This is a genomic window from Hyphomicrobium sp., assembly GCF_041659645.1.
Taxonomy (GTDB): Bacteria; Pseudomonadota; Alphaproteobacteria; order Rhizobiales; family Hyphomicrobiaceae; genus Hyphomicrobium_B.
In genome coordinates, this window is sequence record NZ_JBAZXX010000006.1 from 38,399 (window position 1) to 55,408 (window position 17,010).

Genomic DNA, 17,010 nt, shown 5'->3' on the forward strand with positions numbered 1-17,010 from the left:
GTGAATAAACACCTGTGCAGCGTCGCAAGACGAGACATCTGGCCCCGGGCCCAAACCGCAGCAGAGCAACCCTCGCAGACTGTTCCCTTGGGAACAGGCGTTCAGACCGCAGGTACCTACGTTATGGCTAACGGGCGAGACTCCCGTTCGTCGGTCTTCCATATGCGACGCGACCGCGCCCCCACGTTCCAGGCCCCGAAGTCCTGCGCGCGAACGCCGCCGTCAACGGACGGCATGAAGGCCGAATGCAATCGCACTCCAGCAAGGAGACAATGATGTCCAAGCGACTCTTATTCTCGTTCGCCGCCGGAGCCTTCGCTCTGTCGGTAGCGGCCTGCGCCGCAATCGCATCACCGATCGATCCCGGCGTCTACATCGGCTCGGGAGACGCGGGCAGCCTGACCGTCCTAGCGCGGTCCGGAGGCGGTGGAGGCCATGGTGGAGGAGGCCACGGTGGAGGTGGGTTCTACGGTGGCGGGTTCGGCGGAGGAATGCACGGTGGAGGAATGCATGGCGCCCATTTCGCCGGCCACTCGCTAGCGCAAATGCGCCTCGCAAACGGCCGCCATTTCCAAAACGGGCACGGCCACGGTCATGGCCATCATCACCGCCATCGCTTCTTCATCGGCGGCTACCCATATTTCTATTATGACGACGGCTTCTACGACGACGATGACGACAATTGCCTTTGGAGCCGCCGTTACCACCGGTGGGTCTGCCCGGATTATTGACCGAACTCGCGCCGATACACGTCCCGGCATTTATGCAATCGCACCCCCAGCGCAGAGATGCGGTGGGGGTCTCTTTTTGTTTGGGTCGGTCAACCGATCGACCAGATTGCGCGTTAAGTGTTGCATCTGCGTTTTTGCAGCAACACACTGAGGCGATAATATTGGGCGCCGAGTACGCGCTAATTAATACGCAACCACCTTCAGACTACTCTGTAACTCTCCGTTTTCTCGCCTCGGGCTGCACCCTTAAGGTCTAAAAAATGTTCCACTTGCCTCTCCAGCGTAAGCATTTGATCGGACGGTTCGCGACGATCGCACTGGCAGCATTGGCGACGAGCATGGCTTTCGATGCCGCCGATGCGGGCAAACGGCGCCCGCAGCCGGTTGAAGACACGCTACAGGATACTCTCTCCGGGCCGCCAGTGATGGCCATCGTCTCGATCAGGGACCAGCGTGTATCCATTTACGACGCTGCAGGCGGCTCGATGAGTTCGCGCGTCTCCAGCGGACGCGACGGTTATGAAACGCCCGTCGGCGTCTACAGCGTGCTCCAAAGGGAAGAGGAACACTATTCCAACCTCTACGACGACGCCTCGATGCCCTTCATGCAACGCATTACATGGTCGGGAATCGCCCTCCACGCCGGTCAGCTCCCCGGCTATCCCGCGTCGCACGGGTGCGTCCGCATGCCCGACAGCTTTGCGCAACGCCTTTTCCCGCTGACAAAAGTCGGGATGCGTGTCGTCGTCGCCTATGACAATGTCGCGCCGGTCGAGATCTCCCATCCCTTGCTAATGAAACCGACGGCGCTTCAGGCCGTGCAGTCAGCGGTCGCCATCCCGATGTCCTACCAGGACCCAATGCAAGACGACGGCGATACCGGTAACGCGTTCGTGCCAAACCTTCGCAATTGGCCGGCCCGCCAGGCCGAACTCGACGCCTTGAATTCCCTTGCTGACGGTAAGAAAATCGAAGCCGACGCCGCCATAGACCAGGCCAAGGAGATGGAACAGACCATCGCCGATAAGAAAGAGCCGCGCGACCAAGCCGCAAGGGCTCTCCGCAAAGCGGAAGCAGCCAAGAAATCCGCCGATAGCCGCGTTGCGAAGGCCGACAAAAGCCTAGCCGACGCCAAATCAGACAAAGCCAAAAAGAAATGGACCGAAGCTAAGGACCGTGCGGCCAAGAGCGCGGGCGAAGCCGCCGCCAAAGTTGCCGCCGCGACCGAAACCCTAAAGGCCGCCGACACCGAATTGCAAAAGGCAATGGGCGAAGCAGCACCCGCGTTGGCTGCGCGCGACGCAGCGGTCGCGACGCTCAACGAAGCCAGGCGCAAAGCGCGGCCGATGTCGGTCTTCATCAGCCTGAAAACCCAACGGCTGTATGTGCGTCAGGGCTACGAGCCCGTATTCGATGCCCCGATTACAATCTCGGATCCGGATAAGCCGATCGGGACGCACGTCTATACTGCCGTCGACTATACGAACGGCGGCAAGGATGTCCGCTGGACCGCGGTATCGCTTGAGCACCGCGACGCCGATTACGCGTACAATGATGACAATAAGCATAGTTTGAGCGACGCCGACGTCCCAGCGCAGACCAATGTCGCCAAGGCGAGCGCCGCCCTCGATCGCATAACCATTCCTCCCGACGTCGCCGAAAAACTCTCCAGCGCCGTATGGCCGGGATCATCGATCATCATCTCGGATGAACCGATGAGCAAGGAAACGGGCAAAGCGACGGATTTTGTGGTTCTCATCAATAGCGAACCACAGGGCGGCATCAAAAAGCGGCCGAAGCAGATGTTCCGGAACGATAATTTAATGTCCGATAGCGCCGACGACTACTACTACGGCTACGATCGCTATGGACGCCGCCAGATGTATCCGCGCCAGAAGTCGTTCTTCGGCTGGTGGTGAACAACAGACGGTCGCCGCCACCAAGGCTAAGACCGTCGCTGTTCGCACGCGCGCAAGAATGAGCGCATTCCGCGTTTATAGGAAATTCGAGGCCATCGCCGGCGACTGGTCCAGCGCATGCGCGGTATATTCCAGCGCCGCGCGCACGCCTTCGTAATCGAGAGGACCGCCGAGGCAGATGCGAACGGCTTCAGGCGGCTCGATGCCAACGCAGAACGCATCGCTCGCGACGATGCCGATCAAAGCTGAGCGCGCCGTTTGCCCGATAAAGGCAGAGCGCGTCCAAGGCTTTGGCAGATTAACCCAGATATTGAAGCTTAAAAGGTCCGCCCTGAAGCTTCCCGGTTGAAGGATCTCGGCGGCAAGCTCCTGTCGCGCCTGCGTCGCCGTCCGGATCGACTTGAGAATAGCGTCCGCCGTGCCGTCTTCGATCCATCGCGTTGCCAGCGCCACCGTCAACGGCGACGCCATGACAGTCGCGGACCGGATCGCCGAACTGACAGACCAGCTCGATTTGATGTCGGGCGCGATAACATACGCCATCCGCAGCCCGGCGCCGAGACACTTGGCGAGTCCCGCGATGTGCCACGTCAGCTCCGGCACCAACGCCGCAAACGGCGGCGGCGCATTCGGAGCTATAAAACCATACGCATCATCCTCGACGATCGGCAGTCGATACCGCCGCGCAACGGCCGCGATCTGGGAACGCCGCTGCTCGGAGATCGTAATCGTCGTCGGATTTTGCAGCGTCGGATTGAGGTAGAGCGCTTTCGGCTTGTGCTTCGCGCACGCCTCTTCGAGAGCCGCCGCATCTATTCCTTCATCATCCATCGCAATGCCGATGAGCCGCAAGCCAAGCTGCGCCGCGATCGCTTTCATTCCCGGATAGGTGATCGCTTCGCACACCACGACATCGCCCGGCTTCGCGATCGTGCTGAAAATTCCAAGCATCGCTGGATGCGCGCCGGGCGTTATGAAAAGCCGGTCGTGAGAAGGGACCAGCGCTCTGCGCCCCAACCAATTCGTCGCCGCTTCCTTCGCAATCCGCGAGCCGCCGAAATTCTGATACCGCAGCAGCGCGACGATATCCTGGCTGATCCACTCGATGCCGCTCTGCATCCTGTCGATGAGCACCGGATCGTCGGGTTCCGGCGGCAGATTCATCGTCAAGTCGACGAGGTCTTCGCGCGGAGCAGCCGCCTTTCTCCCCCGTCGCTCGACATAAGCGACGAACGTCCCTTGCCCGACGCGGGACTCGATGAGGCCCCGCTTTTGCGCCTCGACATAACCGCGTGCGACCGTCGTGAAATCGATATTCAAACGCCGCGCAAGCTCACGCTGCGGCGGAAGTCGATCACTCGGCCCAAGACGGCCCAAACGGATCTCCTCCTCGATCGCATCGGCTATGGCCAGATATCGAGGCTTCTCGCGTGTAGAGAGATCTGGAACCCAGTCGATCGCATCCAAGACAATCACCCGCTTTGCGTGTCAATCAATTCTGTTTCCTCATGCGACGCTTCGCAAGTCCCACCCCGAGTGCGCGCGCGAAATAAGCGTGGCGAACACACATGATGCAACACCTGTTTGCCTAGCCCAACCGGGCACCATTGCGCCCCCAGGTTGTGCATCAGCCAGACAAATTGAATGCATACATGAATGGATTTAAAACGCAATCGCTGGCATTTCTAACTACAGTCAATCTGGCACGGTCGTTGCTAACCATTCTCCTCAGATGTTCGCCCAACGGGAGGCATCCCTAGCAACCGATGAAAAGAGGAGTGGACAATGCCCGCCGTGATGAAACCTGCACATCAGAAAGGTGACTACCTCGTCGATTACGAGGAGAAGGTCTTTGAGGACGTCAAGGCTGATCCTGGCGAGAAAGCCCTCGTCACCTTCCACACCGTGGCCTTCGAAGGCTCCATCGGCTTCGTGAACCTGCTCCAGGCGACGCGCCTGCTGCGCAAGGGCTTCGAAACCGCCATCCTGCTTTACGGTCCCGGCGTCACGCTTGGCGTCCAGCGTGGTTTCCCGACCCTTGGCGACGAGGCCTTCCCCGGCCATCAGAACTTCAACAACCAGATCGTCAAGTTCATGTCCGAAGGCGGCAAGGTCTACGCCTGCCGCTTCGCGCTCCAGGCCCTCTATGGCCACGGCGAGCCGTCGCTCATTCCGGGGATCAAACCGATCAGCCCGCTCGACGTCCTCGATCTCGTCCTGCTCCACCGCAAGGCCAACGCCTTCATCCTCGACACCTGGACCCTTTGACGCCGCCCTCACCGGAGAAAGCTGTCAATGGCTGAGAAAACCGTCATCCGCGCCGCCGCCGTTCAGATCGCCCCCGACCTCGAAACCCCGATCGGGACCGTCGAGCGCGTCCTCAACGCGATCGACGAAGCGGCTAGCAAGGGAGCGAACCTCGTCGTCTTTCCCGAGACGTTTGTGCCCTGGTATCCGTATTTCTCTTTCGTCCATCCGCCGGTTCTGACCGGGCGTGAGCATCTGCGCCTCTACGAAGATTCTGTCGTCGTTCCGGGGCCGGTGACGGACGCCGTTGCCGCCTCCGCGAGGAAGAACAATTGCGTGGTCGTGCTCGGCATCAACGAGCGCGACCACGGCTCCCTCTATAACACGCAGCTCGTGTTCGACTCCGACGGCTCGCTGCTGCTGAAGCGCCGCAAGATCACGCCGACATATCACGAGCGCATGATCTGGGGCCAAGGCGATGGCTCAGGCTTGAAAGTCGTCGACACCGCCGTCGGCCGTGTCGGCGCGCTCGCCTGCTGGGAACATTACAATCCTCTCGCCCGCTACGCCCTGATGGCGCAGCACGAGGAAATCCACGTCGCCCAGTTTCCGGGCTCCATGGTCGGTCCGATCTTCGCCGATCAGATCGAAGTCACGATCCGTCATCATGCACTCGAATCTGGCTGCTTCGTCGTCAACGCCACCGGCTGGCTGACCGACGAGCAGATCTCCGCCATCGCTAAGAATGAAGCGCTGGAGAAGGCGCTTCGCGGCGGCTGCATGACGGCGATCATTTCGCCCGAGGGCAATCACGTCGTCCCGCCGCTGACGTCTGGCGAAGGCATCCTGATCGCCGACCTCGATATGGGCCTCGTGCTCAAGCGCAAGCGCATGATGGATTCCGTCGGCCACTACGCCCGCCCCGAACTCTTGAAACTCTTTCTCGACGACAGACCCGCCGTGCCCCTGCGCACCGCATCAACTGAGGCTATCGCCATCGGTGGAGGATCAATCGATGAAACCCATGCCGCGTCCACAGCTATCAACGGTCCCGCCAAAGCGTCCGGCCGCGACCTTTGCGGTTTTTACACCGGAGCAAGCATCGAATAGCCCGCAACTCGCGGAGCCGGAACTGATCAACGAATTGCAGACCTTCGGGGCTCGCCTCGTCGATCCGAAAGTTGGCGCCGAAAGCCGACGCGGCGGCGCTGGCCCCTCCGACCACAAGGCCATGACGATCGGAGAAGCGACCGTCATGGTGCCGGTGCACAATGCGCCGGCGTTCGAAAGTCCGTACATCATCGATCGCCCCAGCACAGACGGCAAAAGCCGCATCACCCGTCACGGCATCGACGTCGGTGAAATCAGCTTTCCGCTGCGGCCACGCTTCTACGATCTGACGACCGCCGACGGCATTCCCTATTCCAAAATCGCTGTGCTGCACGGCCGCGACGTGCTCGCGACGACCGTGCTGCAGACCTGCATTCGGTATCAGAGCCGAACGAAGACTTGCCAGTTCTGCTCGGTTGGCCAATCGCTCGCCGCCAAGCGCACGATTGAGCGCAAGACTCCCGCGCAACTTGCCGAAGTCGCGAAGGCCGCCGTCGAGCTTGATGGCGTCAAGCACATGGTCATGACGACGGGCACCCCGCCCGGAAACGACCGTGGAGCCGCGATCCTCGCCGAGAGCGCCGCTGCGGTCAAAGCCGCCGTCGCGCTCCCGATCCAGGCGCAATGCGAACCGCCTGACGACGATGCTTGGTACCAACGCCTCAAGGATAGCGGCGTCGACGCCTTGGGCCTCCATCTTGAATCCGTGACGCCGGAAATCCGCGCAGAGATCATGCCGGGCAAGGCCCAGGTCTCGCTCGAAAAATATTACCGGGCCTTCGCCGCCGCGGTGCCGGTCTTCGGCCGTGGCCAAGTCTCGACGTACATTCTGGCGGGCCTCGGCGATACCCGCGAAGCCATTCTCGAAACCAGCGAGAAGCTGATCGCTCTCGGCGTCTACCCATTCGTAGTGCCGTTCGTGCCGATCGCCGGAACGCCGCTCGAAAGCCATCCGACGCCGACGCCGGATTTCATGCGGAGCATCCTCGAGCCGCTGTCGGCGATGCTCCGCCACTCGAACCTTCTCTCGAACAACATCAAAGCCGGATGCGGCCGCTGCGGCGCCTGCTCCGCGCTTTCGAGTTACGAGCGGAGGGCGTCGATATGATCTTCGAACCCGTCCCGCCGTTCTTCCCCAGTGAATACCGCGTAAAATTCGCGACCAATCGCTTCGAGCTGCAAGGCGCCGAGGATCTTCGCCGCCAAGTCTTCTGCGAGGAGCAGCACATTTTCAACGGCCACGACCGCGACGAGATCGATTGTCACGCCATCCCCATCGTCGCCCTGACATCGCTCGGCATCGTCACCGGCGAAGTCGTTGGTACCGTCCGCATTCACGAGGCCGAACCCGGAGTCTGGTGGGGATCGCGTCTTGCCGTTGCCGAGCGGTATCGCAAAGTCGGGGCGTTGGGATCGGCGCTCATCCGCCTCGCCGTCTCCTCGGCGCGCGCGCGCGGATGCCACACGTTTCTCGCCAACGTCCAATCCCAGAACGCCGCGCTCTTTCGCCGGATGCACTGGCAAACGCTTTCCGAACTCGAGATCCATGGCCGCCCGCACCACTACATGCAAGCAGACCTGGACTTCTATCCGCCCCTCGAAGACGCAGCCACCGGCTTCAGCGCCCGCCCAAGGACGATTGCCGCATGACACTCGCGCCCGACATAATCGATCTCGCCGAGCGGCTCCGCAAAAGCCGCGCGTTCGCAGCCAAGAGCACCATCGCGACGGTCGCCGAACAACTCGACCTCAATCGTGTCGCGACGGCAGCTGTCGGCGATGACTGCGCCGCCATTCCCGATGGCGGCGGCTATCTTCTGTTCGCGATCGAAGGCTTCCTGAACGAATTCGTCACCGGCGATCCGTGGTTCGCGGGTTGGTGCGGGATCATGGTCAACCTGGGGGACGTCGCCGCGATGGGCGGCCGTCCCGTCGCCGTCGTCGATTGCATTCTTGCTTCGAACGCCGATGAGGCCGACCCAATTCTCGCCGGTATGAAAGCAGCCTCCAGAACCTTCGGCATTCCAATTGTTGGCGGTCATACGTGTACGAGCGGAGCCGAACGCCAATTGAGCGTCGCGATCCTCGGCCGCGCCAAGAAGCTTTTGACGTCGTTCGATGCGGAGCCCGGCGATCATCTGATCGCAGCAATCGATCTTCGCGGCCGCTATCGCGAGCCATATTCGAATTGGGAAGCCGCAACCGACGCGCCTCCGGAACGCCTTCGAGCCTGTTACGATATCTTGCCGACCATTGCGGAACGGGGGCTTTCCAAAGCCGCCAAGGATATCAGCCAGGCTGGTATCGTCGGCACCTCGATCATGCTCGCGGAATGCTCAAACGTCGGCATAACGATCAATCTCGATAAAATACCGAAGCCCCCCGGCGTCCCACTCGAACGCTGGCTCCAGACATTTCCCAGCTTCGGTTTCATCCTGTCCGTCCCGCCGCAAAACACCGAGCGGGTGCTTGCGATGTTCTCCGCCCAGGGCGTTGCAGCCGCCGACGTCGGCGCGGTCACGAAAGGAACGCGGGTCGAGATCTCCGACAGTGAAAATCGCGAGACCATTTGGGATTTTGCCACCTCTCCGCTTCTCGGCCTTGGCCGCCGTGAGGCGACGCCATGAAAAACACACCCCTCAAAATCGCACTCCTGACCCACTCCACGAATCCGCGTGGCGGCGTCATTCACACCCTGGAACTTGCCGACGCCCTCGCGCGCCTCGGACACGAACCCGTCGTCTTTGCACCGGGACAAAGAGAAACCGCTTTCTTCCGCTCGACGCTCTGCCAAACAGTCATCGTCCCTTCTGAGCCGCCTGCGTACGCGCTGCATGAAACAATTCTCTCCAGAGTCGCCGATTACACGAGCTATTTCAGCGCGGTGCCGGAGCACACCTTCGACGTTTGGCACGCTCAGGACGGCATCTCAGCGAATGCGCTTCTGGCGCTGAAGGATCGCCGCCGCATTCCGGCGTTCGCGCGAACGGTCCACCACATCGACCCCTTTTCCGATGTACGCGTCACTGTCCTTGAGGCAGAAAGCATCCAACGGGCCGACCAGTTGTTTACCGTCAGCAGGGTTTGGCAGGAGGAAATCGAAACACGCTTCAGCCGTTTCGCAAGCCTGACCGGCAACGGCGTCGATGTCTTTCGCTTCAATCGCGATCCGCACGCCCTTTACGATACCGAGCTGCGCGAAAAGCTCGTGCCCGGCGACGGACCTATCTATTTGGCCATCGGCGGGATCGAGCAGCGCAAGAACACGATCGGCATTCTCGCCGCATTCGCGCAATGCCATGCTCAAAATCCGGACGCGCGGCTCGTCATCGCGGGTGGTGCCAGCGTTCTCGATCACTCATTTTACCGGCACGAGTTCGAGCAAGTCTTAAAGCTCTCGTGTCTGCCGAAAAGTTCGGTGATCATTACCGGCACGGTGCCCGACAGGCTGATGCCGTCGCTCTATCGCCGCGCCTCGGCACTTGTCTTTCCATCGCTCAACGAAGGCTTCGGACTTGTCGTGCTCGAAGCCCTCGCCTGCGACGTGCCCGTCGTCGCGTCGCGTATCCGCCCATTCACCGATTTCCTGTCCGGGGATGACGTCCATTGGTGCGATCCCGAAGACAGCACCTCGATTGCCGAAGCCATGCTTTCGGCGATCAAAACCCCGGCTCGCGCCGATCTCGTGGAACGCCGCCTTGGCGTCGCGAGGCGGCACAACTGGACCACCATCGCACTCGCCCATCTTCCAGTTTACGAAGCCATGAAAGAAAACTGCCATGCCTGAAATGGAATTTGCCATCCGCTGGCCCGACGACAAGACCGAGACCTGCTATTCGCCGTCGCTCGTCATCAAGGACTATTTCAGCCCGGGGCAAAGCTACGCCCTCAAGGACTTCGTCGAACGCGCCCGAACCGCCCTCAACATCGGCAGCGAACGCGTCCACGCGAAGTACGGCATGGCTTGCGGTCATGCCTTGTCTCAGATCGCCGAGATCGAACGTAAATCCGCAGATTTCACTAACAACCCCGATGCACGCGTGACGGTCATCGCATTCAGCGAATGACCTTCGATACGCAACATCGTCCCCCAAAAAGGTAACGCCATGAGCGCCCATTACCAAGGAAATCACTATCCCGTTGCCATCATCGGCGGCGGCCAGGCCGGCCTCTCGATGAGCTCGAGCCTGAAGCAGCGAGGCATTCGCCACATCATCTTCGAGAAACACAAAGCAGCCCACACTTGGCGTACCGAACGCTGGGATACGTTCTGCCTCGTGACGCCCAATTGGCAGTGTCAATTGCCGGGCTATCCCTATCGCGGCGACGATCCCGACGGCTTCATGGTCCGCGACGAAATCATCGAATACGTGCAGGGTTTCGTGAAAGCGCTTGATCCGCCGATCCGCGAAGGCGTGGCCGTCAACGGCGTCAGAGGCACAGCCGATGGCGGCTTCACCATCGATACGAGTTACGGTCGCTACACCGCCGATCAGGTTGTCGTCGCGACAGGCGGCTATCAAATCCCGATCGTTCCACCCTACGCGAAAAATATCGACGCCAATGTCTTGCAGATCCATTCGTCGCTGTATCGCAGCTCCGAGCAGCTTCCCGACGGCGCTGTGCTCGTCGTCGGCAGCGGCCAGTCCGGAGCCCAGATCGCGGAAGACCTTCATCTCGCGGGCCGAAAGGTTCACCTCTGTGTCGGCGACGCGCCGCGTGTCGCCCGCCGCTATCGCGGCAAGGACGTCGTGAAGTGGCTCGCCGAGATGGGCTATTACGAAATGTCGGTGAAGGAGCACCCGCTGCGCCAGGGCGTGCGCGACAACACCAACCACTACGTCACCGGCCGTGACGGCGGTCGCGATATCGACCTTCGCAAATTCGCGCGTGAAGGTATGGAGCTTTACGGCAAGCTGCTCGGCCTCAATGACGATAAGTTTCTCGTCGCCGAGGACCTGGAACAATGCCTCGACAATGCCGACAAGACTTCGGAATCGATCAAGAACAGCATTGACGCGTTCATTACCAAAAACGCCATCCAGGCACCGGTCGAGCCGCGCTACAATCCGCTCTGGGTGCCGAAGGCGGAACGGAGCGAACTCGACTACCGAGCAGCTGGCATCACATCGATCATCTGGTGCATCGGCTTCCGCGCCGACTTCAGCTGGATCAAACTTCCCGCGATGGACAACCGCGGCGCCCCCGTTCACGATCGCGGCGTTACCGGAGTACCGGGCCTTTACTTCCTCGGACTGCCCTGGCTGCACACTTGGGGATCCGGCCGCTTCTCAGGCATCGCCCGGGACGCTGAACACCTCGGCGGGGAGATCGCCGCGCATGCCGACAATCCGCGCAAGGCCAATCCTCTTTGCGATGCGCTCCTCGGCGGCAATCAGGCGAGCGCCGCATAATCGCCGGCCAGCTTTGTTCGCTCTCGAAAAAGACACGCTCGCGGCACATTCCTTGAAATTGCCGCGAGAAGGATGTTGCCTCCTCACAACGGGCCGGGAGGAGACAACATGGACATGGACGCACAAGAGCGCAGCGCGAACGACGCATCCGCCCTCGGGGTCATTGAGCAACTACGCGACGCGCTGAAATTCGCCGACCGCGAGCTTCAGCGGCGCTGCGTGATCTCAACCAAAGTCCGCGATGCGCTTGGCGCGGCAGAACGGATACTGGCGGCCGCTCAGCGTTGAACGGCAAGCGAAACACATCATCGGCGGACCGAGCCGAAGCCCACGAACCGTCGGATGCGGGACAGCAGGGCTGAGCAATAAGCGACGCCCTTTTCCCAAATTCCGCTATTCAACGTCTCATTGAACAACTCATCGAATTCGGCGCGCGGCGTGAGCCCAAGGCGATCGCGATGAGGATAATAGAACACCAGCGCCGGCGAGCGACGCCACCACACCTTGAATTCACCGTCCGACATCGTCTTCGGAGAAACCGGCCACAAAAGGCCCCCGACATCCGCCATATCCGACGTGATGAGGTCATAGACGGAAGTCGCAATGCCGTGTCGCTGATAAGACGGCTCGACCTCGGCGTCGGCGATCATACAGATCCCGTTGGCGAGTTTTTTAATTTCGCAGAACCCGATCGCCGTGTCGCCTATGATGGCCGAAACCTCGGTACGGAAAACCTTGTAGCTAAACTCAGCGTCGGACATCGAGCGCTTGACAAAGAAAAGCTCCCCGCCCTCGGTCCTCAATTCGACGATCGGCTTATCCCGGACCAGCGTCGCCAGCCGGCCCTCAATGTCCGCCGTTTTGAATGACGCTTTTGCATACTGCGCGAGCAAGCGCGTGTGTGATGCGTCGGCTTGCTCCAATCGCTGCGAAACAATCACGGCCTCAACATTCCCCGGGCTGCATAAGCATCTACAAAATTCTTCAAGCCAGTATTTTCAAGGACAAGAATTTCTCACCCATTCGCTCCCGATCCGTTAATGCCCGCCCCATCCTTTCGTGGAAACCGCAAATTCCGCTGTGCTCGCCCGAACTTTCTCAGACACAAACAACCGGTGCCAGCCATTATTAACTTTAAAGCCGGGACATGGCTGCGCTCAGCCTTTCATTCTGCTCCGGTATCGCTTGTTCTTCGCCCCACAACCTGTCCGATCCGTAAGGGACGCCGTATCCAATCTAAAACCGAAAGCCGCAATATGAACGCTCCGGCGCGTGCCTCAGAATTCCGCTCCGCGACACTTGAGCGGCATGGCAAGGACGATTGTCGCGTTGGTGACAAACCCTCAAAGAGCCTATAGAGGGGCGTCAATTGTCACTTCTTTTGCACCGTGCCGGCGTCGATTACGACCCGAATCTACCGCAAAATTCCCCGTACAACGCAACCTCAAAGGACTTCGAAAGTTGCAGCCTTCGAATAAGCGGAAAAAGCCGATGCAGGACAGATTGCCAGATAGGAAGCCGCCGGCCAACGGTACCCATCTCAGCGCCCCGACGCCGGATCGCACTCCGCTGCTTTCCAGGCGCGGGCTCGGCATCTTCGGCGCCTTGGGGATCGTCGCGCTGATCGCTGCCGGCTACGCCTATTGGCGACATGAAACGCTCTATCCCTCGACCGACAACGCCCAGATCGCGGCGAACATCATCCAGATCGCGCCCCTGGTGACCGGCGTCGTGACGGAGGTCCGGGTTCAGGAATATGCGTCTGTCAAATCAGGTGACGTTCTCCTTCAGATCGATCCCGCGCCGTTCGAGGCCGCACTGAAGTTGGCGGAAGGTCGCCTTGCGGTCGCCCAGCAGCAAGCCCAAGGCGCACCCGGCGCGCAGGCTGCGGCTGCAAAGGGTAATGTGGAGCAAGCTCAGGCCGCCGTCGCGCAAGCCCGCACCGAACTCGATCACGCCACGATCAAAGCTCCCGTCGACGGAACCGTCGGCAAGGTCCGCATCCGCCCCGGCGACATCGCAAAAGCCGGCATGAGCATATTCCCGCTCGTCGACACGTCCACTTGGTGGGTCGACGCGAACTTCAAGGAAACGGACCTTGCGCGCATCAAGCCCGGTCAGGCTGCCACCGTCTTCCTCGACATCTACCCGTCTAAAGAACTGACCGGAAAGGTCGAAGCGATCAGTCGCGCCAGCAGTTCCTCCTTTTCGTTGTTGCCATCGGAAAACGCGACCGGCAGCTGGGTCAAGGTTGTTCAGCGCTTCCCCGTCCGCATCGCACTCACGCTGGACGCAGACGACCCGCCGATGGGCGTCGGCGCGTCGGCATCCGTGACGATCGACACATCCTCGGATGGAGTCGCGAGTGGCACCAAGTAACCAGATAGGATCGCCGACACGCGGTCCGCTGGCTCCCAGGATCTTGAGTTCTATCGCCGTTCTGCTGGCGGTGCTGATGGTCATCCTCGACATGACCATCGTCAACGTCGCCCTGCCCGATATGATGGGCACCCTCGGCGCGACACCGGATCAAATCACCTGGGTTTTGACGTCGTATATCGTCGCTGAAGCCATCGTCATTCCCATGAGCGGCTTTCTGGCCGAGCGCTTCGGACGCAAGCGCGTGCTCACAGTCAGCGTCGTCGGTTTTGTCATTTCGTCGATGCTGTGCGGACAAGCGCATTCGCTCCTGCAAATGGTCTTCTTCCGTCTACTGCAAGGTGCTTTCGGCGCGAGCGTTGTTCCCCTCTCGCAGGCGACGATGGTCGACAGCTTCGAACCAGAAAAGCGCGGCAAGGCGATGGCGATCTGGGGGATCGGCGTTCTCCTCGGACCGATCATGGGACCGACGGTTGGCGGCTTCATTACCGATCACCTCGGTTGGCAATGGGTATTCTACGTCAACCTGCCGATTGGCATTATCAACCTGGCGCTCATCGCGGCCTACATCAAACCCACCCCGCACACGGGCGCCAAATTCGACTGGATCGGCGCTCTGCTCCTCGCGGTCGGCGTCGGCAGCCTGCAAATGCTTCTTGATCGCGGGAACTCGGAAGGCTGGTTCCAATCGCAAATGATCGTCGGCTTGGCGGCCGTGGCGATCACCTGCCTCGTCTCGTTTACGGTTCGAAGCTTCAACCGCCCCGATGCCATCTTGAAGCTCAATCTTCTCAAGGACCGCAATCTCGCGACGTCGTCGTTTCTGATCATGGCGTTCGGCGTCGGAATGCTCAGCACCATCGCGTTGCAGCCGCTATTTCTGGAACATCTGCTCGGTTATCCCGCAAGCACGGCAGGGCTGGTGATGGCCCCGCGTGGCATCGCCGTCGCCTTCGGCATGATCGTGGTCGCAACCCTCATCCAGCGTATCGACGCGCGCTGGCTGGTGTTCGTCGGACTGACCCTGTCTGCGGCCGGAACCTACGTGACCACGCTCTACAATCTCAACGTCGATACCTTCTGGATTATCGCGCCGGGCATTGTTCAGGGCCTCGGCATGGGCATGATCTTCGTGCCGCTATCGACTCTGGCCTATCAGACCTTGCCGTCAACTGCGTCCGACCAAGCCGCGAGCATCTTCAATATCGCGCGCACGATCGGCGGTTCTCTGGGCATCGCTATCGGCGCTACGGTCCTGACGCGTGCCACGCACGAGAATCTCCAAACGCTTGGCGCCGGAATCAATCCCTATAATCCCGCCTTGCACGCTTGGCTCGATCAGGTCGGCCTCCCGTTCTCCGATCCGCGTGCACAGCAACTTCTGAGCTACGAGCTGACGCGCCAATCGACGATGATCGGCTTCGTCGAGGCCTTCGGCTTCATAACCTTGAGCTTCCTCATTCTGATCCCGTTGGTGTTGTTGCTGAAGCAAACGGGCGCCGCGTCGGCCTTCGGCGCCGCCAGCAAGCATTAGCCCCGGCGCAGCTACCGCTGTTGCGTCTCATAGTTCGGGTTGGACCACACCGGCACCTCTTCGACGGGCAAGGGCGGCCGCCCCCGGATGACATCCGCCAGCTTCTCCGCCATCATGATCGTCGGCGCGTTGAGATTGCCGCTGACCACGTCCGGCATGATCGACGCATCGACGACGCGCAACGCCTCGACGCCGTACACCCGTCCCGCACCATCGACGACCGCCATATCGTCGGCCCCCATCCGACACGAGCACGACGGATGATAAGCGCTCTCAGCCTTCGCTCGAACGAACGCGTCGATATCGGCGTCGCTCGTAGCACCGGGCCCTGGCGCCAGCTCGTCGCCGCGATATTGATCGAACGCCTGCTGGGCGAAGATTTCGCGCGTCAGGCGAATGCCCGCGCGCATCTCTTTCCGATCTTGCTCGGTCTGCATGTAGTTGAACAGCACGCGGGGATATTCGCGCGGATCCGATGACTTCAGCTTGACATAACCTTTACTCGTCGGACGCATCGGCCCGATGTGCGCCTGAAAGCCATGTCCCTTCGCCGCCGACGTGCCGTCGTAGCTGATCGCCATCGGGAAGAAGTGATATTGCAGATCTGGATGCAGAACGCCGGCTTCGCTCCGGATGAAGCCACCCGATTCAAAGTGATTGGTCGCACCGAGCCCCTTACCCGTCAAAATCCATTCGATGCCGATCTTGAGCTTAGCCAGCGGATTGTTGGCGCTGTAAATCGAAACTGGCTTCGTACATTCGTATTGCACGTAGGCTTCGATGTGGTCCTGAAGATTTTCGCCGACGCCCGGAAGATCTTGCACGACGGGAATGCCGAGAGCCTTCAACGCGTCGGCGTTGCCAATGCCCGACAGCATCAGGATCTGTGGCGAGTTGATCGCGCCGCCGCTGATGATGACTTCGCGCGTCGCTCGCGCCGTCTCCAAGCGGCCACCCCTGCTGAACTCGACGCCAACGGCGCGGCGTCCTTCGAACAGAATGCGCGTGACGAGCGTCTTCGCCTTGAGTTCGATGCCTCCGCGCTTCTGCGCCGGACGTAGAAAGGCTTGCGCGGCGCTCCATCGGCGGCCCTTGTAGACCGTCATGTCCATGCGGCCGAGACCTTCCTGCTGGTGGCCGTTCATGTCTTCGGTCACCGGATATCCGGCTTGGCGTCCCGCCTCGATGAAGGTGTCATAGAGCGGGTTGGTGCATGGCGCCGTCGTGACGTAGAGCGGGCCTGAATTGCCGCGGTATGCGTCACCGCCCTTGAGGCGGGTCTCGGCTTTCTTGAAGTACGGCAGGCAATTGAAATACGACCAATCCTGCAGACCCTGGTGCCGCGCCCAGGCGTCGTAATCGAACGCATGTCCGCGGATGTAGATCATCCCGTTGATCGATGACGATCCGCCGACGACGCGCCCGCGCGGACAGTACATCCGGCGATTATCGAGATAAGGCTCCGCCTCGGATTCGTACCACCAGTTATACTTCGTACCCGCCAGCGGGTAAGCGAACGCCGACGGCATATGAATGAAAATGCTGTTGTCCTGCGGTCCCGCCTCGAGAACCAAAGCCCGAACCGCCGCGTCCTCCGTCAACCGGTTCGCAAGTACGCAACCCGCTGACCCAGCGCCGACAATAATGTAGTCGAAGTCTTGGGAGGTGCTCATCTC

Annotated in this window: 16 protein-coding genes; 13 read left to right on the forward strand and 3 right to left on the reverse strand. The window is 60.7% G+C overall.

Annotated features, from left to right (window positions below; all coding sequences use genetic code 11):
* Nucleotides 1-275 precede the first annotated feature (275 nt).
* Both WC811_RS19825 and WC811_RS19830 read left to right on the forward strand, forming a co-directional pair.
* Nucleotides 276-731: a hypothetical protein gene (locus tag WC811_RS19825; protein WP_372647172.1), complete on the forward strand. Its 456-nt coding sequence runs from the start codon at nt 276-278 to the stop codon at nt 729-731.
* Nucleotides 732-991: 260 nt separating this feature from the next.
* Nucleotides 992-2,650 (forward strand): L,D-transpeptidase family protein, encoded by a 1,659-nt coding sequence (locus tag WC811_RS19830; protein WP_372647173.1) that lies wholly within the window; start codon nt 992-994, stop codon nt 2,648-2,650.
* Between the two features lie 75 nt (nt 2,651-2,725).
* On the opposite strand, the gene WC811_RS19835 is transcribed toward WC811_RS19830, so the two are convergent.
* Nucleotides 2,726-4,117 carry a PLP-dependent aminotransferase family protein gene (locus tag WC811_RS19835; protein WP_372647174.1) on the reverse strand — a complete coding sequence of 464 codons (1,392 nt, stop codon included), beginning with the start codon at nt 4,115-4,117 and terminating at the stop codon, nt 2,726-2,728.
* Nucleotides 4,118-4,435: 318 nt separating this feature from the next.
* Here WC811_RS19835 and WC811_RS19840 point away from each other — a divergent pair, with 318 nt between their 5' ends.
* The 9 genes from WC811_RS19840 (at nt 4,436) to WC811_RS19880 (ending at nt 11,709) form a co-directional block, all read left to right on the forward strand.
* Nucleotides 4,436-4,918 (forward strand): MSMEG_0572/Sll0783 family nitrogen starvation response protein, encoded by a 483-nt coding sequence (locus WC811_RS19840; RefSeq protein ID WP_372647175.1) that lies wholly within the window; start codon nt 4,436-4,438, stop codon nt 4,916-4,918.
* A 27-nt stretch (nt 4,919-4,945) separates the two neighbouring features.
* Nucleotides 4,946-6,007 (forward strand): Nit6803 family nitrilase, encoded by a 1,062-nt coding sequence (locus tag WC811_RS19845; RefSeq protein ID WP_372647176.1) that lies wholly within the window; start codon nt 4,946-4,948, stop codon nt 6,005-6,007.
* Nucleotides 5,913-7,115 (forward strand): MSMEG_0568 family radical SAM protein, encoded by a 1,203-nt coding sequence (locus WC811_RS19850; protein WP_372647177.1) that lies wholly within the window; start codon nt 5,913-5,915, stop codon nt 7,113-7,115. Before WC811_RS19845 ends, WC811_RS19850 begins: the two co-directional genes overlap by 95 nt.
* Nucleotides 7,112-7,657, forward strand: coding sequence for an MSMEG_0567/Sll0786 family nitrogen starvation N-acetyltransferase (locus WC811_RS19855; RefSeq protein ID WP_372647178.1), 546 nt, complete (start codon nt 7,112-7,114; stop codon nt 7,655-7,657). The genes WC811_RS19850 and WC811_RS19855 overlap by 4 nt, the downstream gene beginning before the upstream one ends.
* The gene (locus tag WC811_RS19860; RefSeq protein ID WP_372647179.1) at nt 7,654-8,634 is read left to right on the forward strand and encodes a sll0787 family AIR synthase-like protein; all 981 of its coding nucleotides are present in this window, start codon (nt 7,654-7,656) and stop codon (nt 8,632-8,634) included. Before WC811_RS19855 ends, WC811_RS19860 begins: the two co-directional genes overlap by 4 nt.
* Nucleotides 8,631-9,794: an MSMEG_0565 family glycosyltransferase gene (locus tag WC811_RS19865; protein ID WP_372647180.1), complete on the forward strand. Its 1,164-nt coding sequence runs from the start codon at nt 8,631-8,633 to the stop codon at nt 9,792-9,794. The genes WC811_RS19860 and WC811_RS19865 overlap by 4 nt, the downstream gene beginning before the upstream one ends.
* Nucleotides 9,787-10,074, forward strand: coding sequence for an MSMEG_0570 family nitrogen starvation response protein (locus tag WC811_RS19870; RefSeq protein ID WP_372647181.1), 288 nt, complete (start codon nt 9,787-9,789; stop codon nt 10,072-10,074). Before WC811_RS19865 ends, WC811_RS19870 begins: the two co-directional genes overlap by 8 nt.
* A 39-nt stretch (nt 10,075-10,113) precedes the next feature.
* A complete protein-coding gene (locus WC811_RS19875) occupies nt 10,114-11,421 on the forward strand; it encodes an MSMEG_0569 family flavin-dependent oxidoreductase (RefSeq protein ID WP_372647182.1) in 1,308 nt (435 codons plus the stop codon).
* Between the two features lie 114 nt (nt 11,422-11,535).
* The gene (locus WC811_RS19880; RefSeq protein WP_372647183.1) at nt 11,536-11,709 is read left to right on the forward strand and encodes a hypothetical protein; all 174 of its coding nucleotides are present in this window, start codon (nt 11,536-11,538) and stop codon (nt 11,707-11,709) included.
* 17 nt (nt 11,710-11,726) lie between these two features.
* On the opposite strand, the gene WC811_RS19885 is transcribed toward WC811_RS19880, so the two are convergent.
* Complete coding sequence (locus WC811_RS19885; protein ID WP_372647184.1) at nt 11,727-12,362, reverse strand: GNAT family N-acetyltransferase; 636 nt, start codon at nt 12,360-12,362, stop codon at nt 11,727-11,729.
* 550 nt (nt 12,363-12,912) lie between these two features.
* Between WC811_RS19885 and WC811_RS19890 the strand changes: the two genes are divergently transcribed.
* The gene (locus tag WC811_RS19890) at nt 12,913-13,800 is read left to right on the forward strand and encodes an HlyD family secretion protein (RefSeq protein WP_372647185.1); all 888 of its coding nucleotides are present in this window, start codon (nt 12,913-12,915) and stop codon (nt 13,798-13,800) included.
* Nucleotides 13,787-15,334, forward strand: a complete 1,548-nt coding sequence (locus WC811_RS19895; RefSeq protein WP_372647186.1) for a DHA2 family efflux MFS transporter permease subunit — start codon at nt 13,787-13,789, stop codon at nt 15,332-15,334. Before WC811_RS19890 ends, WC811_RS19895 begins: the two co-directional genes overlap by 14 nt.
* Nucleotides 15,335-15,345: 11 nt before the next feature.
* On the opposite strand, the gene betA is transcribed toward WC811_RS19895, so the two are convergent.
* Entirely contained in the window at nt 15,346-17,007 is a 1,662-nt protein-coding gene (betA, locus tag WC811_RS19900) for a choline dehydrogenase (RefSeq protein ID WP_372647187.1), read from the reverse strand.
* Between the last annotated feature and the right edge of the window lie 3 nt (nt 17,008-17,010).

What these genes read in the sequence shown, in the direction of transcription:
- WC811_RS19825 (WP_372647172.1), top strand. Translation starts at nt 276, where the DNA reads ATGTCCAAGCGACTCTTATTCTCGTTCGCCGCCGGAGCCTTCGCTCTG.
- WC811_RS19830 (WP_372647173.1), top strand. Translation starts at nt 992, where the DNA reads ATGTTCCACTTGCCTCTCCAGCGTAAGCATTTGATCGGACGGTTCGCG.
- WC811_RS19840 (WP_372647175.1), top strand. Translation starts at nt 4,436, where the DNA reads ATGCCCGCCGTGATGAAACCTGCACATCAGAAAGGTGACTACCTCGTC.
- WC811_RS19845 (WP_372647176.1), top strand. Translation starts at nt 4,946, where the DNA reads ATGGCTGAGAAAACCGTCATCCGCGCCGCCGCCGTTCAGATCGCCCCC.
- WC811_RS19850 (WP_372647177.1), top strand. Translation starts at nt 5,913, where the DNA reads ATGAAACCCATGCCGCGTCCACAGCTATCAACGGTCCCGCCAAAGCGT.
- WC811_RS19855 (WP_372647178.1), top strand. Translation starts at nt 7,112, where the DNA reads ATGATCTTCGAACCCGTCCCGCCGTTCTTCCCCAGTGAATACCGCGTA.
- WC811_RS19860 (WP_372647179.1), top strand. Translation starts at nt 7,654, where the DNA reads ATGACACTCGCGCCCGACATAATCGATCTCGCCGAGCGGCTCCGCAAA.
- WC811_RS19865 (WP_372647180.1), top strand. Translation starts at nt 8,631, where the DNA reads ATGAAAAACACACCCCTCAAAATCGCACTCCTGACCCACTCCACGAAT.
- WC811_RS19870 (WP_372647181.1), top strand. Translation starts at nt 9,787, where the DNA reads ATGCCTGAAATGGAATTTGCCATCCGCTGGCCCGACGACAAGACCGAG.
- WC811_RS19875 (WP_372647182.1), top strand. Translation starts at nt 10,114, where the DNA reads ATGAGCGCCCATTACCAAGGAAATCACTATCCCGTTGCCATCATCGGC.
- WC811_RS19880 (WP_372647183.1), top strand. Translation starts at nt 11,536, where the DNA reads ATGGACGCACAAGAGCGCAGCGCGAACGACGCATCCGCCCTCGGGGTC.
- WC811_RS19890 (WP_372647185.1), top strand. Translation starts at nt 12,913, where the DNA reads ATGCAGGACAGATTGCCAGATAGGAAGCCGCCGGCCAACGGTACCCAT.
- betA (WP_372647187.1), bottom strand. Translation starts at nt 17,007, where the DNA reads ATGAGCACCTCCCAAGACTTCGACTACATTATTGTCGGCGCTGGGTCA.